Origin of the sequence: Paenibacillus sp. FSL E2-0151 (genome assembly GCF_037993015.1) — a bacterium.
In the GTDB taxonomy this organism is placed as follows: Bacteria; Bacillota; Bacilli; order Paenibacillales; family Paenibacillaceae; genus Paenibacillus; species Paenibacillus amylolyticus.
This window is the reverse complement of the sequence record NZ_CP150308.1, coordinates 1,704,756-1,717,880: the sequence shown is the minus strand read 5'-3', so window position 1 is coordinate 1,717,880 and position 13,125 is coordinate 1,704,756. Positions and strand designations below refer to the sequence as shown.

Here is a 13,125-nt window from a genome sequence, read left to right as displayed (position 1 = left end):
TCATCTTAATACCACTTGTTTTTATCCCAGAATTGCAGGGCTTTAACCGGGTCGCCGTAGCGGTCTTTTACATATTTCAAGCCTTGTACCGATTGCTGGTATGGATCATTCCAATTCACTGAGCTGCCACCGTAATTCTTTCGGGTACTGTCCAGAAACTGAAATAACCCGGCTGCGGTAGACTTAGCGTTCTTCGCATTCGAGTTGAAACTGGATTCCCTGGCAACCAGTTCGAGTGCCGGCTGTATCCAACTTTCAGGATATCCAAGTTCTTTTATTGCTTTAGTCACAGCATTACTAGCGATAGAGAAGTTTTGAGGATTCGCTTTAGCATCTTTTTCAGCTTTGTAGTAGTTGTTATAAGCCCCACCAGTCCCGTTCTTGAAGGATGTGGGGCTTACAGGTTTCCCGGGTTACCCATGTACTCTTGGATCATTGCATCAGTAATCCCATATTTCTTGAGCATCTTCTTCGTCTCATCATCTGACAAGTTCTGCGAAAGAATCATGTCTGCCAACTCACCCTTGTATGCTGATTCCAGATCCTTTTTAGTCTGCTTATCCGTGTTTTTATCGTACGTGAACTGATCTTCACGAAGTTTTTGAGCTGCCTCATCAATGGCATGATTGAGGCCATATTGGCGTTTGTCTTCATCAAACTTAGCCTGATTGAATGAGTTCTCCCATGCTTGCTGTGTACTATTAAAGCTATTCTCCCACTGTGTTTGTCCCTCATTAAACGTCTGTTGTCTATCACGGAATTGATTTTCAACACCAGTTTGATTTTCATTGAACGTCTGCTGCCGATCCCGGAATTGGTTCTCCACCCCAGTTTGTCCTTCATTGAAGTTTTGTTGTCTTGTCTGCATTCCCTGATCGAACTGTTGTCCTTGCTTCTGCGAATCCAACTGTTGCCCTTGAATCGTTCGACCAATACCAGATTTGCTGGCATTTGCATATGAAGTATTGGCACCCAGTTGCGATGTGTCAACGCCCAACATACTCAATTGATCCCGGATACCATCGGCCTGACTGCTCAGTCCCGCACGCGCATCCTTCGTAATTCCCTTCGTCTCAGCTTGTTGTTTCAGTCCAAGTAGGCTGTTCATCAACTCTCTGGCTTCCGGAGTCAGGTAATTACCTGTCAGTCCAGCATCAGCCCGGGCATTATCCAGTTTCAATTGGTTCTGTTCTGCAAGATAACCCAGCGCATTGAATGAATTGTTGAAGTTATTCTGATCTCGTGTATCATACGTCGCTTGCTGATTGGACATTAAGCCCATCAGGTTTGATAGATTGCTTAGTTTCTGCTGTTCTGCCGCTTGATTGGCCGCGATCAATTGAGGTATGACCTGTAGCTGCATGTACTCATTCGCATCGTTCTGAATACCCTGCGCGCGGTCTGAAAGAATGGATGAACGTCCCAATCCAGATGCGCCAAGCGACTCTTGCGCGGTGCGTATACCCTGCTGTGCATTCCGCTGGGCCTGTGCTTCGTATGCCGCATACTCTGCAGACCCATACGGATCATATGCAGCAGGATTGTTGATTCCTTGTGTGAGCTGTGTCAGAACATCCGAAATCCTAGTGTCAAACGGGTTTACTGTAGCTTGTGGGTTCATCACTCGGTTCAAAATGCTGTTAGATTGGTTAAGCTGGTTCACCTGTCCCTGTACCGAGTTAAGATTTGCTTGTGACGTGTACGTATTCCCGCCAGCGTTCACTTGAGGACGTATAACGTTCTGCCCGTCAATTGTCACATATCCATTGGTAAATCCGATCCGGTTGTTGTCCACGCCCATACCATTTAAGGCGTTACGTACTCCAATGTTGTATACGCTGGAAGGACTATTGTTAACCGGGTTTTGCACTTGCTGAGATTGTTGGATGATGTTCTGTGTTGACGATGGCGAGGTACTCTGAGGCCTTGCCACTCCACTTGCTCCCGTTGCGCCAGGCTGAACCACGGTTCCTGTTGTCTCATATACTGCCATGTTGCACCTCCTTTGGGTAATAGAAAAGGGTACCCGTGTGGGCACCCTTAGGTTAAACCTTGATTAAGTTATTAATAGTAGATATGAAGTCCTCAAGCGTTACGTCATGCGGGGATAAACGGTCCATGAGTTTGTCCAAACCCTCCGAGTTTGTTACTCCCAACACTTCACATATGCTCTCTTGAGTCATGGTGAAGGTTATTCTTTCCATGTTTTCCCCCAGTTTTGAGGGGTAGTCGCATATACGCTGTATATGTTATACTTGCGTTGACTATAGTCAACACGTGTAATTTATGTGTGTTCTTACGTATAACTTTTACACGTATTGTGCAACACCCCGGATTTTGCGTCACCTATCGCCCGCCAAGATGATTAGGTGACAATACAGCTGAGTCGCTTTTATAAGCGGCTCTTTTTATTTGCTCTTTTTGCATTTCAACGTGTTTCCTCCTCTCATGTAATATACATGGTAGCACAGGTTTTAATTTCTGCGGTAATAATTCGTGGCAATTATTTCCCTGTGTCTATCTACTTTATCTTTTATTTAACTATAACTCAACATAATTGGACTGGAACTTTTTTTGCTTCATATATACAAATTAATTTGCGCGTTTTTTTCGCTTTGCAATAAAGTAATTAACTAGCTACTCCGCTCAACGTCTTTGCTAATCTAATTGCTGGCACGAGGAGATTCAACTCTTCAATAATTTCAATCGGCTTTTTACCTTGATTTTCTGCTCTTTGCTTAATATTTACGTGATTTTGTTTCCCGAGTAGTTTGTAAATGTTATTGTAGGCGATATTCCAATCCAACTGGCATTTTCCCTTGTACTCTTTAACAGCATCGTTGAATTGAGTTCGTAGCGGGAGATTAATATCAACCAGACCGTTTCTAACATCATCAATTTCTGATTTGAGCTGCTTGTTTTCTTCTTTCGTTTCTTTAATCTCTTTGGTAGCCTCTACTATCCGCTGTTCCATATCTACCATTGCTTTGTATGATTGTTGGATCGCCGTTGATATTTGACCGAGCAGGTTTAGTTCAGTTGGTATTTGAACAATGTTAGACTGAACAGCAGTGACTCCGTTATCTAGAAGGTAGGTTCTGACTTGTCTTGCAACCTCACTGTGTCTTAACAGCATTCCAATTCTGAGTAATGCCCTTTTAGGGAAAATAATAACTTTTCCAGCCCTTATGGAAAATCCTGTCTCCGCCTTATAGGCGGAAAGTGCTTCACCGCTTATCAATTTCAATCCATCGGCTTCAAGTTCTCTTCGGTGCTCACGAATAACCTTCTCGATGGCATCTTTGTGAACCTCATAGTAATTAGCTCCTAATTCAATAGTTAAGTGGATATCATCAGGAAGAAGGTGTAACTTTTTAACCTTATCAAGAATTTCAACCCTTGATATTACACTCTCCCTCATTGTTTTGCTTTCAACTAACAGTTCCGTATTATCCATGTTCATTCTCCCTTCGATAACTTCTCTTGGAATTTTGCCAATTCACCGTTTTGTTCAGCTGCGTGAAGTCCCTCAAGTTGTTCCTTAAGCAGATCAATGATTCGGATAGCTTCCTTCGTATCTACCCCGAAGTAATCAAACAACTGATCAGTGAAGCTGCCTATTACATCTTCCGATATGTCTACACCTTCTACCCTTTCTATCTTTTCATATTGATAATGCGATTTTGATTCTACCTTGTTCAATGCAACTACATCTCCCATGTAACTACCTTCCTTCTTGTAAAAAATAATTTACCGATGTAAAATGAAACAAAATGGATAGTTTGGTTAGCTTGCTTTAGCATCATCGAGTAGATCATCAATGTAGTTGAGGTTGAATACCTTGACCAACTGCTTGGCAACATCGACCGTAAGCCTGCGCTCTCCACGTTCAATCTTGGAGTAGTTTACCGAAGTCATGTTCAACTGTTCAGCAACTTCCTTTTGGCTGAGAAAGTTTTGTCTTCGAATCATCTCTAGCTTAGTTTTCGGAATAGCCATTCTGTTTTCTCACACCCCTTCAAAGTATCTTTTATGGATACCTTTAAGATCAATATATATCCAAAATGTTTCAAAGTCAATATCTGGAGGAGAATTATTTTGAAGATTTTTCCCGCGCGTCTAAAATGGTTAAGAGAGAAAGCTGGTTTGACACAGAAACAAGTAGCCGACCATGTAGGCATGTCCCCACAGGGCTACGGTAAAATAGAAAAAGGAGATCGCGAACCCAACCTAGAAGTCCTAGCTTCATTCCCTTCACTTCTTGGTGAGTCAGTTGATTTCATGATAGGTGTAACATCCGAAACCAGACAAATAAGTGAACTTAAACGAGAGATAAATAGACTTAGTGAACTCATACATGCTGGTCAAAAACAGATATTCGATCCTGCTTATCGTGAACAGACACACGAAATCATTCTTGCTAGCTTGAATGAACTTCTAGGTACCCACATAGAAAAAAGACTTCGCCTTCAAACAAGATTAGAAGAAATAATTAGAAACGTTCCTTTCCATAATTACGAACCGATCCCAAAAGGGGATTTAAAAAAAACTGATGAGTAGGCATTAAGACTACTTTTTTAAAAACCGCTAAAGCTGAATAAAAAGCTGATCAAAAAAGGACTCCTCAAAACTGAGGGGTCCTCTTCTCAATTATCATATGCAGTGTACCATTTTTGAGTAATCCGTTGTAACGCAATCCGCTTTTATTTCAACGCAGCCAGTTGAGCTTCGAGATCTGCGAGTTCTGCCTTGAGTGTATCCACTGACTTCTGTCCAGCGTCCACATCTTTCTGCATTTCAGTTACCATCGTCCATAGTGGCGTTTTGCCTGATGGATCTGCTTCAGCTGCTGTTTTGAAGTCAACGAGTTGTTGTCTCTTAAACTCCAATGATTTCTCTTTACTAGTAATGCTACGCTTCGCTTCCTCGATCTTGTTGTTCAATTCCTGCTTCTGAGTAGAATCTGTTTCTACTGCTGGTTGCTCAACGGGCGTAGTCACTACCGGTTCGCTCACTTCCTCCGGCGTGGTCAGTTTGATTTCATCACCGCTCACCTTAACCTCCAGTCCCAGTTCATTCGCCGCGGTACGCACAGGCACATAGCTTGTACCACCAATCACAGGCGCTTCCCCGATCCTTTTATTGTCCAACGTCACTGTCATGACCTTGCCTACTTTACCGCCGAGAAGCTTCGATGTTGCTGCACTAATCTCTCCTGAGAACGAGATTGCCACACCAAGCACCACGCCGCCCAGAACCAAGCTAATGTTCTTTACTATCTTCTTCATCAAGCACACACCCTTGTGTTAGATTTTGCCAACATTATAGCATTTGCTGCTAGTTTTGGGTATGTGTATGATCAGAAAGCCCCATCCAAGTGACAGTTCCACCATCGGCTTTTCTAAGAACAGTACCAGGAGCAATTCCTCCATTAGCCGCTCCAGACGGCCCTGTTTGCGATCCTTTGTTTGCTTTATCCATCAGTTTCACATGTAATGTTTGATTCGTTGAAGAGTCTTTAAATTGATCGAATGGCGTAATTACATCGTATATATTGGCTCCTGGGACAAGTCTTATATTCTTATCAGTAGTTATATTAACATCAGCTCCAGTAGCGCCTACATAGGCTGCCAGTCCAGATACAAAGATAGTTAGGTTACTACTTGGACCTGCAATGATAAGTTGCGGCGACTGTGCTGTACCCGGTAGCGCCTGAATGGTGAGATAGTTATTCGCGGCTGAGTACGCCCCGAACAGATTTTCATCTGGATTCATCTCCACCCGCGGATACCCATCAGAGCTTTGGATCACAGCACCCGTCGTATACATCTTGCCTTCTTTCGTCACTCGCCATGGTGCGTTGTCAGGATCGGTAGATCCAGCCCACAGGCGAATGTCATCGGGATTGCTACCCGAAGTCGTCATGCCCACATCGCCGTCTTTAGAAGCTAATGTGTCGTTCTTGACGCGCCAACCGCCTACTTCAAACATATTCTCGCTGTCCAACCCATTCTCCAGAAGGAAGTTCAGGGTGCGCTCCAGACGAATGACATACGTTTTGATTTGCTCCAGGTCAGCGTCTTGGTTAAGTGGTGGGATCTGTGGTATCGGCATATTTATCCTCCTTAGTGTTGAACCCGGCAGACTCGGAAATAACGTTGAACGTTGTAGATAGTGGCCTGTCCTGTGCCGGATATTCTGAACCGAATCCAGTTGGTTAACGGCGTGGTGTCTAGTGGAATGATCAGGTTTCGATTTTGTGCAGATGTTGAATTGCTGTCTAGCGGATTAAACGTTATCTCTGTAAATATATCAACCCGGTCAGATGTGGAGTAACTTATTTGCAGTGTAGTTCCTGGCGGGAAGTAACCCTGTATGTGCAACTCTTTGTACTCTTTTTCCGCCTCTGCAATACCTTCATCAAATGGTTTAGTCACCAGATACCACGATTGAGACAAAGGCAGGGCGTTCAGTTTGAACGTCTGACCTGATGCGTTACCAATGTAGGTGTCTGTTTTGAACCGGACTCCGTATGTGATTTGCTCATCCGGGCTGCACACACGCCATATCTTGTATCTCGTATCGTAGACTAACCGGATGTTCGGCTGGGTTGCTGAGTCCAAAACAAGGTTGAGGTAATAGCGCTCCCCATCATGTACTGCGCTGCATCTTTCCAAGTAATTTTGGTTGATGCGTTTCAAGTATTTGCGAACAGGGTCACCGATTGGCACCGGGAAACCACCTTGGAAGGTGTACACATCCACTTCACCCAGCCAGACTAAGGTGTCGCCAACTTCCTGGATCGTCTTGAAGCAGATACATCCAACATCGTTGGATATCTCTTTGAGCCGGTAGTTATAATAGTTCGTCCCTTGGACCACAGCCATGGAGTCACGTTTCCAAACATACTTGTCGCCATAGAAGTTTTTAAGCGCTGTAATGTCTCCCCCGCGCTCGGTGTAGTACTGGATGAACCCGGAATCCTCGGTGGCTGTCCAGTTTTGAGCGTCCTGAAATTTAGAGAAGTACAGCATGTCTTCCCTTGCCATCCATACCCGCACAGTATCATTGGTGACGAATCGTCCGTTTGGCGGAGATCCTCCCAAAGTGCCCAGCGTTGAACCGTTCCAATAACGGGGCGCATTGCCGCCATCCGTCATAATCAATGCTGGCGCTCCAGCGACTTCGAAGTTTGTAGCATCCCAGCTCGTGCTCAGGAATGTTCCAGCTATGTTCGTCCAATTTGTGCCTGCGCTATTGTACTGCATTGTTGTTCCTGTGATCCTCACCAGATGGGTATTCCCAAAGTTGGTGAGCAAGTGCGTTTCCCCTGAACCGGCAGCGCCATAGGATTGATGACTGAGCGCTGTCGATGCGAATGGTGTATCCAGTGTGTCGAATCCCATTTCATCCGATGACTGTGTGTCTCCAATTGCGAATGCATCCATAGCTTGATTGATACCGCCACTGAAGTTGTTTTCGGCACGTTTCTTCGTTTGTCTTCCTCTGGTTATTGTCATCTACTCACCCCACGGATACACCGCATTGCGCCGCCCATATCCATACTTGGTAGCCACATGACCGCGTCTGCGGGGTAGCTTGTCTTGCGGCTTGGTGTATTCAGGGTACGGTGTGCGATAAAGACTCTTATAGTCCCTCAGTAGGGCAAGGTAATCGGCTGCGAATGTATTCTTGTCGTCGTATTCACCACGAGCCCGGGCGATGCGCTCAAGACAACCAAGTACCAGTAATTCTTGAAAGTCCTCTTCAAGATCAGGAATGCGGTCCAGTTGGGATGCTGTCAGTTCAGCAGGGCGCCGGTTGTAATACACAAACACCTTTCGTCCCTCATCCTCCAACTTCGGCAACGGGTTGATGAATATGTTTTGATTGGACGCAATGCTGTAAAATCTCGACGATTCGCCCACATCCTCATTTGATTCTATGGATACAAACTTCAGATCATCATATCTCTCTCTTCCCGCTTTGGTTTCCATAACCACTTGCTTAATCCCCATAGGATCACAATCGGGAGGAAGCGGGTAGTATGCGAAATTCGCGCTCAACGATATCGAATATGGCAGAGCTTCATGGCGAACCGTCTGAAATATTTGTTTCTGAGTCGTGTCCATCCATTCCACTTTTTGTGAGACAGCATAAGAGTTTCTATATGTGGCGTCTACGGAATTGAGTAGTTTTTGAAGTGTTGGCATCTCATTCCCTCCTATGGCCTAAATGATGCACAGATTGAAAGCAGTGTTGTACCGCCGCTCAATTGCTGCACATTGCCATTAGAATACACGCGAATTGACGAAAATGTACCTGCATTGCTTGCTGATCCCGATAAATCAATAGCTTTTGTTGGCCTTAATGCTGTTGGCAGTTGGGCTATAACGCTTCCGGCTGTACCGCCAGTAACAGTCCCTTGAATATGGACAATGCCGTCAGGGCCTTTCCAAGCAATGAGCGGTTGGTAGCTTGCATCGTCAACCCATCCATTTTGTTTGGTAAGTGTCGTTGGTACCACTGATGCAGATATATCTGTGACACTCACGCCCTGCTCGATCTCTCCGAGTCTGATAGGCTTTGGTGTTGATGCGTGCAAAGTGAGTGTTGATGGAGACAAATAACGGTTGGCAATATACGTATTAATTCCACCTGCAGCAATCTCTCGGAAATCCCCGCCATGGAATGTGTTGTCTACGTATCTGCACTCTACATGTCCATTCACGTAAATATAACTTCCGGTCGCTGCATCGATGCGATTCCCCACCATTTGGACGTCTTTTACATTGATCATAACCAAACTGTGAGACAACCCCGTGGTCGGCCATGATCCGCCAACAGTTGATAGAATCTGATTGTCTACGACTTGCATACCATTGACTAGATTAGCCATGTACAGACCGATGTTTTTGTTATGATTTATTACGTTACCACTGATGGATGTATGGTCAGGGTTAGACCCTAAACTGCCGTCCAAGAACACACCATAACCATTCATGATGACTTGGTTGTTATCGAATCTGCAGTTACCAAAAGCCCCATATATGCCCCATGTATTATTGATAATTTTGTTGCGGTGGATGTGGTAATACTCCGCATTGATCGCCATCTTTATCCCGAAATTGTTGCTGTAGATGTAGTTATCATAAATATGGTTCGTCGACTGAACGCTATCATTAGCGCCCCAAATATACATTGCCTCTTGGCTGAAATTTGTTATCCTGTTTTGTCGCACGTTTACGTTGTGCGAATCAGCAATCCAAATACCTCGATCATCAGCACCTGAATACACTCCACTAATGTTGATATTTTCAATTGTAATGTCGGATGAACCGGTGATATTGATGACGCCTTTTAGACTAACTGTAGCTGTGTTCGCACTGCCTTTTAATTCTCCGTACCCAGTAATGCAGATACCTTGCTTGTTTATGATATCAAGTTGGTATACTTTGAACGATCCGACTGGGATCCAAATGACCGTACCGTATGAAGCTGAATTTATCGCACCTTGTATAATACTGGTATTGTCGGTAGATCCATCTCCCACAGCACCTAAAGTTGCAATATCAACAAACACAGGATCTACTGGAGGGGCTGATCCTTCTCCGAGTTGTGCAATCACTCTATCATAACCACCAACAAATGATGCATTGTCGCCAAAGTAATTTATATTGATCCCGTTTACGATGGATGTCACAAAGTATTCTCCTGGCGGGAAAAATATCGCTTTACGTCCTTCGGAGTTAGCAAGATTGACCAAAGCCTGAAGTTTATTTGTTACATCTGTTCCATCAGGAAAGATGTCATATGCTGAAACTACATATGTGAGGCTACCCCACAAACGGTAGTTCATCATTGCATTTGTATTGTTCTGACTCATTAATTCGCTGGTTGTTGGCATTGTCTCACCTCCATAAATAAAAAGGGGAGGGCGAACCCTCCCGCTTTACTTCTGCTGCATTTCCCCAGTTTCCAGTAGCCGTTCCCGCATCTGATTAAACGTCTCTGAGAATCTCTTCTGAGAGTCCGTGTAGTCCGATTGCATCTTAGCCTCCGACACATAAGGTAGTTGCTTCCGGCGCGATTTGGACGACTTAGAAGCGCTATCTGCAACAGACCGCGATCTGACTTCCCTCATCCTACTCAGCCCCTAACCACTTTGATATTGTACTGGGCACTGGCAAGATCCACATCGGCTCCCGTGTTGTTCACGACCCGAATCTTCACCTTATCTGCTTCAGTGACCCAGCCGAACAGCTGCAATCCTTGCGTATCAATCAACGGTGCCACCAACACAAAATCCCCAAGCATTGCGCCGGGGACTGTAATGTTATTGGATGTAGCACCTGCACCTGTAGCGACACTGGCAAAATCCACTGTAGCCCGGATGTCATCAACCATCTTCGAGAACAATGTTTTGCCATCACTTAGGATTAACTTAGGCATATGAACCCTCCTTATTCTCCTGTGCTTCCAACCAGACCGCGCCAGTCAACGTGTGTGCAGTCCCAGCGAGCGAACCCATACATGAAGAAGTCGACCGTCTTAGGCAGCTTCATAGAGTCATAGAACGTGCGGTCGCGCCAGCCGAATACCAAGTTGTCAAACGACGGGTCACGCAGGAACCATGCTGAACCATCAATGTAATCCAAGATAATCGGCGTGATACCTTCAATGGAGTTGATGGTGTTAGACATTTCGAACGCTTGGTTTGTGGATCTCAAGATTTCACGAGCGGTGTATTCGTTGTCAGGTCCAGCAACCAGTTGTTGTGCACGTGATTGGATCTTCACGCCAGCTTCGTTGACTTGGTTCCGCATCTTCGTGAGTCCCAGTTTCAGGTTCTCTGGGGTGAGCGCACCAGTGATGAGGTTGTCTCCCAAGATCGCTGAGTCAGTCAACGTGTGTGCAGCAGAGAATAATGGCACTCCGTCATAACCGATCTGTGTGAAGCCGTTATTGATTACATTCGCTGCATCCGTCTCAATAGTAGCCCGTAAACCACGTGCCAACATACGAGCAGATCCGTCTTTACCACGTCCGTCAAGTACACCATACAGATCGTCACGCGTAAGCTCCCATGTAACTGAATACCCTTTGTCAAAACGACGAGCTTCCAAACGAGCTGTCTCACCTTGGTTGATCTCATCTTCATTGATCGTGTTACCCTCAGTGTTCTCGCCCCACAGGCCGAATGCACCGATGTGTGGGTACGACTCATCCTTCTTCTTCATGTCGTGTACTTTAAATACTTTTTCGAACTGCGGTTCAAGCTTCCCGTATTCATCAGCAATGATTTTCTTATGGATTGGCGTCAGCAGCTCTTGGAAATTATCTCTTGTCAGTTTCATTGTCTATTTTCCCCCTTATACCACTTGGATGCGGTTCTTGATTAGAAAGTCGCCACGGCTCGGTTTGTTTGATACAGTGTTCACCAGTTCGAAGTATCCACCTGTGGTGTCGTCCAGGTTGACCGTAAAGGCGTTAGCGCCCAAGTCAAACACCTTACCAACATCAGCCTTGTCAATGGTTGTCTTTGTTCCGGTTGTGTTATGCGGAAACTCATAGACGCTCATCGGGTTAACGTCGATCTTGATCAGGTCAGCAGCAGTTACGCTTGCTCCTGTCGCTACATCTTGAGCAGCAACGCCCCATACGGTTCCTGCCGCCGCTGCCGCCGCCGCTACGGACGCCTTACCTGTTGCCTTAACGACTACAGATCCTTTCAGGATGTTTTGGCTTGCGTTGACGGGAACTTCCTTGTAAATCGGTGCGCTACCATCGAGCGAACCTTTATAAACTCCACGTTGTGCCATGGGTTATCCCTCACTTTTTCATGTATTTGTAGTACTCTGCCGGCTTAACACCAGCAGCTTTGGCGATAGCCAATTGATCTGGCGTAAGTTTCGGGCCGGTTGGCTTCTTCGGCGTGCCTCCACCAGATGTGGTATCCACCTTGGACTTACTCTTTTTGGTGCGGTTGGCAATCATACGCTGCTCAATCTCTCGCTCGTGCTCTTTCATGCGCTCCCGGCCACGCTGCATCATGTAAACATCTTTCAGCGATTGCCCGGTATTGATCGCCATTGGCTCGAACTCATCACGCCAGTCTTCGATATCCGCGAAGAATGGATCTGACTTGAGCGATGCAACCTCTGCGTCGAAACTCTTCTGACGCATGTCGCGTTCCATTTCATCCATACGGCGTTGTTGACTGGCCAGCATACTTGCGGTTTGTTCGTCGTACCCGCGGTCAATGTAGCTTTGTGCCACGAGTCCGTCCATCTGGCGTTCCAAGTCCTCAACCGAGGCGGCGCCGGACGTCTTCATGATCTTGTCAGCCAAGTTAGCCTTGCGTTCCATTGCCTTCACGCGCTCTTGCCATTTACGGCGTTCGGCGATTACTGCACTGGCTGTAGAGGACTTGCCTTTGCCCTTGGTAGCTGGTTCATCCGGTTCGGATTCCTCCTGCTCCTCGTCGGATTCCTCTTGGTCTTCATCTGAATCGGTATCGTCCGGATCAGGTTGTTCTTCCTCGTCATCCGGGATCGTGATACCTTCTTCATCTGCCTCGTACTCCCCGTCAAGAGAGGCGTAGTCAGGTTCTCTATCGTCATCGATGGTCCATTCTTCGCCATCTACCGTAGCGGACTGCTCAGCAAAAAGTTGCAAGTCCATTGTGTATTGCTTTTTCAGGTGATTCATGTTCGTTCCTCCTGCGTTTTAAGCGTGTCGCCCACGAGTATGCGGTTTTTCGTGTGAACCGATAACACAAGTTTTTTGGGCGGTGTGCTCTCACCGAATCCTGTAGCTGCCCTACAGATGGGTATAAGAAAAGCCCTACCTTATTTGGCAGAGCTTCGTTTTGATTTGGTTGTTAAATCCAGTTCCATTTGCGATTTGCTGATGGTCAGCACCTTGTAATTGGGTGACTGTTGCTTCATCCAGAGTATGTACTGCTCGTTACACTCCGGGCACTCAGCAGCGGCGAACACCTTGGCGTTCCCACCGTAGATATGTGGATCATTCGTACCCAGCGCCTGTTGTTGCTTCATCAGCGGTGGTTTGATGTCCTTCGCAGTAAATATATGATTGCAGCATTTCGTTGTTCTCATGTGG

General features: G+C 45.9%; 17 protein-coding genes. 1 reads left to right on the top strand and 16 read right to left on the bottom strand.

What is annotated here, in order from left to right:
• Positions 1 to 5: 5 nt before the first annotated feature.
• The 5 genes from MHI55_RS07885 to MHI55_RS07865 all read right to left on the bottom strand — a co-directional run bounded on the left by MHI55_RS07885 (position 6) and on the right by MHI55_RS07865 (position 3,999).
• The gene (locus MHI55_RS07885) at positions 6 to 290 is read right to left on the bottom strand and encodes a transglycosylase SLT domain-containing protein (protein WP_340389595.1); all 285 of its coding nucleotides are present in this window, start codon (positions 288 to 290) and stop codon (positions 6 to 8) included.
• Between the two features lie 107 nt (positions 291 to 397).
• Positions 398 to 1,993, bottom strand: coding sequence for a hypothetical protein (locus MHI55_RS07880; protein ID WP_340389593.1), 1,596 nt, complete (start codon positions 1,991 to 1,993; stop codon positions 398 to 400).
• Between the two features lie 636 nt (positions 1,994 to 2,629).
• Entirely contained in the window at positions 2,630 to 3,457 is an 828-nt protein-coding gene (locus MHI55_RS07875; protein ID WP_340389591.1) for a hypothetical protein, read from the bottom strand.
• Positions 3,458 to 3,459: 2 nt separating this feature from the next.
• On the bottom strand, positions 3,460 to 3,720 hold the full coding sequence (locus MHI55_RS07870) for a hypothetical protein (RefSeq protein ID WP_340389589.1): 261 nt from the start codon (positions 3,718 to 3,720) through the stop codon (positions 3,460 to 3,462).
• 66 nt (positions 3,721 to 3,786) lie between these two features.
• A complete protein-coding gene (locus MHI55_RS07865) occupies positions 3,787 to 3,999 on the bottom strand; it encodes a helix-turn-helix transcriptional regulator (protein WP_340389587.1) in 213 nt (70 codons plus the stop codon).
• 99 nt (positions 4,000 to 4,098) lie between these two features.
• Here MHI55_RS07865 and MHI55_RS07860 point away from each other — a divergent pair, with 99 nt between their 5' ends.
• Positions 4,099 to 4,560, top strand: coding sequence for a helix-turn-helix domain-containing protein (locus MHI55_RS07860; RefSeq protein ID WP_340389585.1), 462 nt, complete (start codon positions 4,099 to 4,101; stop codon positions 4,558 to 4,560).
• Between the two features lie 143 nt (positions 4,561 to 4,703).
• Here the strand turns inward: MHI55_RS07860 and MHI55_RS07855 are convergent, their stop codons facing one another.
• From MHI55_RS07855 to MHI55_RS07805, 11 genes are all read right to left on the bottom strand, one after another.
• Complete coding sequence (locus tag MHI55_RS07855; RefSeq protein WP_340389583.1) at positions 4,704 to 5,288, bottom strand: hypothetical protein; 585 nt, start codon at positions 5,286 to 5,288, stop codon at positions 4,704 to 4,706.
• Positions 5,289 to 5,337: 49 nt separating this feature from the next.
• The gene (locus MHI55_RS07850) at positions 5,338 to 6,114 is read right to left on the bottom strand and encodes a hypothetical protein (protein ID WP_340389581.1); all 777 of its coding nucleotides are present in this window, start codon (positions 6,112 to 6,114) and stop codon (positions 5,338 to 5,340) included.
• Between the two features lie 11 nt (positions 6,115 to 6,125).
• Entirely contained in the window at positions 6,126 to 7,520 is a 1,395-nt protein-coding gene (locus MHI55_RS07845) for a hypothetical protein (RefSeq protein WP_340389579.1), read from the bottom strand.
• Positions 7,521 to 8,213, bottom strand: coding sequence for a hypothetical protein (locus tag MHI55_RS07840; RefSeq protein ID WP_340389577.1), 693 nt, complete (start codon positions 8,211 to 8,213; stop codon positions 7,521 to 7,523).
• An 11-nt stretch (positions 8,214 to 8,224) separates the two neighbouring features.
• Positions 8,225 to 9,907 (bottom strand): right-handed parallel beta-helix repeat-containing protein, encoded by a 1,683-nt coding sequence (locus tag MHI55_RS07835; RefSeq protein WP_340389575.1) that lies wholly within the window; start codon positions 9,905 to 9,907, stop codon positions 8,225 to 8,227.
• A gap of 45 nt (positions 9,908 to 9,952) precedes the next feature.
• Positions 9,953 to 10,144, bottom strand: coding sequence for a hypothetical protein (locus tag MHI55_RS07830; RefSeq protein ID WP_340389573.1), 192 nt, complete (start codon positions 10,142 to 10,144; stop codon positions 9,953 to 9,955).
• A 5-nt stretch (positions 10,145 to 10,149) separates the two neighbouring features.
• Positions 10,150 to 10,452 (bottom strand): hypothetical protein, encoded by a 303-nt coding sequence (locus tag MHI55_RS07825; RefSeq protein WP_340389571.1) that lies wholly within the window; start codon positions 10,450 to 10,452, stop codon positions 10,150 to 10,152.
• Between the two features lie 11 nt (positions 10,453 to 10,463).
• Positions 10,464 to 11,357, bottom strand: a complete 894-nt coding sequence (locus tag MHI55_RS07820) for a Mu-like prophage major head subunit gpT family protein (protein ID WP_340389569.1) — start codon at positions 11,355 to 11,357, stop codon at positions 10,464 to 10,466.
• A gap of 15 nt (positions 11,358 to 11,372) precedes the next feature.
• On the bottom strand, positions 11,373 to 11,822 hold the full coding sequence (locus MHI55_RS07815) for a hypothetical protein (RefSeq protein WP_076249644.1): 450 nt from the start codon (positions 11,820 to 11,822) through the stop codon (positions 11,373 to 11,375).
• Between the two features lie 10 nt (positions 11,823 to 11,832).
• Positions 11,833 to 12,711, bottom strand: a complete 879-nt coding sequence (locus MHI55_RS07810) for a hypothetical protein (protein WP_340389567.1) — start codon at positions 12,709 to 12,711, stop codon at positions 11,833 to 11,835.
• A gap of 140 nt (positions 12,712 to 12,851) precedes the next feature.
• Positions 12,852 to 13,121 (bottom strand): hypothetical protein, encoded by a 270-nt coding sequence (locus MHI55_RS07805; protein ID WP_340389565.1) that lies wholly within the window; start codon positions 13,119 to 13,121, stop codon positions 12,852 to 12,854.
• Between the last annotated feature and the right edge of the window lie 4 nt (positions 13,122 to 13,125).

What these genes read in the sequence shown, in the direction of transcription:
- MHI55_RS07815 (WP_076249644.1), bottom strand. Translation starts at nt 11,822, where the DNA reads ATGGCACAACGTGGAGTTTATAAAGGTTCGCTCGATGGTAGCGCACCG.
- MHI55_RS07805 (WP_340389565.1), bottom strand. Translation starts at nt 13,121, where the DNA reads ATGAGAACAACGAAATGCTGCAATCATATATTTACTGCGAAGGACATC.
- MHI55_RS07875 (WP_340389591.1), bottom strand. Translation starts at nt 3,457, where the DNA reads ATGGATAATACGGAACTGTTAGTTGAAAGCAAAACAATGAGGGAGAGT.
- MHI55_RS07845 (WP_340389579.1), bottom strand. Translation starts at nt 7,520, where the DNA reads ATGACAATAACCAGAGGAAGACAAACGAAGAAACGTGCCGAAAACAAC.
- MHI55_RS07820 (WP_340389569.1), bottom strand. Translation starts at nt 11,357, where the DNA reads ATGAAACTGACAAGAGATAATTTCCAAGAGCTGCTGACGCCAATCCAT.
- MHI55_RS07840 (WP_340389577.1), bottom strand. Translation starts at nt 8,213, where the DNA reads ATGCCAACACTTCAAAAACTACTCAATTCCGTAGACGCCACATATAGA.
- MHI55_RS07870 (WP_340389589.1), bottom strand. Translation starts at nt 3,720, where the DNA reads ATGGGAGATGTAGTTGCATTGAACAAGGTAGAATCAAAATCGCATTAT.
- MHI55_RS07855 (WP_340389583.1), bottom strand. Translation starts at nt 5,288, where the DNA reads ATGAAGAAGATAGTAAAGAACATTAGCTTGGTTCTGGGCGGCGTGGTG.
- MHI55_RS07880 (WP_340389593.1), bottom strand. Translation starts at nt 1,993, where the DNA reads ATGGCAGTATATGAGACAACAGGAACCGTGGTTCAGCCTGGCGCAACG.
- MHI55_RS07830 (WP_340389573.1), bottom strand. Translation starts at nt 10,144, where the DNA reads ATGAGGGAAGTCAGATCGCGGTCTGTTGCAGATAGCGCTTCTAAGTCG.
- MHI55_RS07810 (WP_340389567.1), bottom strand. Translation starts at nt 12,711, where the DNA reads ATGAATCACCTGAAAAAGCAATACACAATGGACTTGCAACTTTTTGCT.
- MHI55_RS07835 (WP_340389575.1), bottom strand. Translation starts at nt 9,907, where the DNA reads ATGCCAACAACCAGCGAATTAATGAGTCAGAACAATACAAATGCAATG.
- MHI55_RS07850 (WP_340389581.1), bottom strand. Translation starts at nt 6,114, where the DNA reads ATGCCGATACCACAGATCCCACCACTTAACCAAGACGCTGACCTGGAG.
- MHI55_RS07825 (WP_340389571.1), bottom strand. Translation starts at nt 10,452, where the DNA reads ATGCCTAAGTTAATCCTAAGTGATGGCAAAACATTGTTCTCGAAGATG.
- MHI55_RS07865 (WP_340389587.1), bottom strand. Translation starts at nt 3,999, where the DNA reads ATGGCTATTCCGAAAACTAAGCTAGAGATGATTCGAAGACAAAACTTT.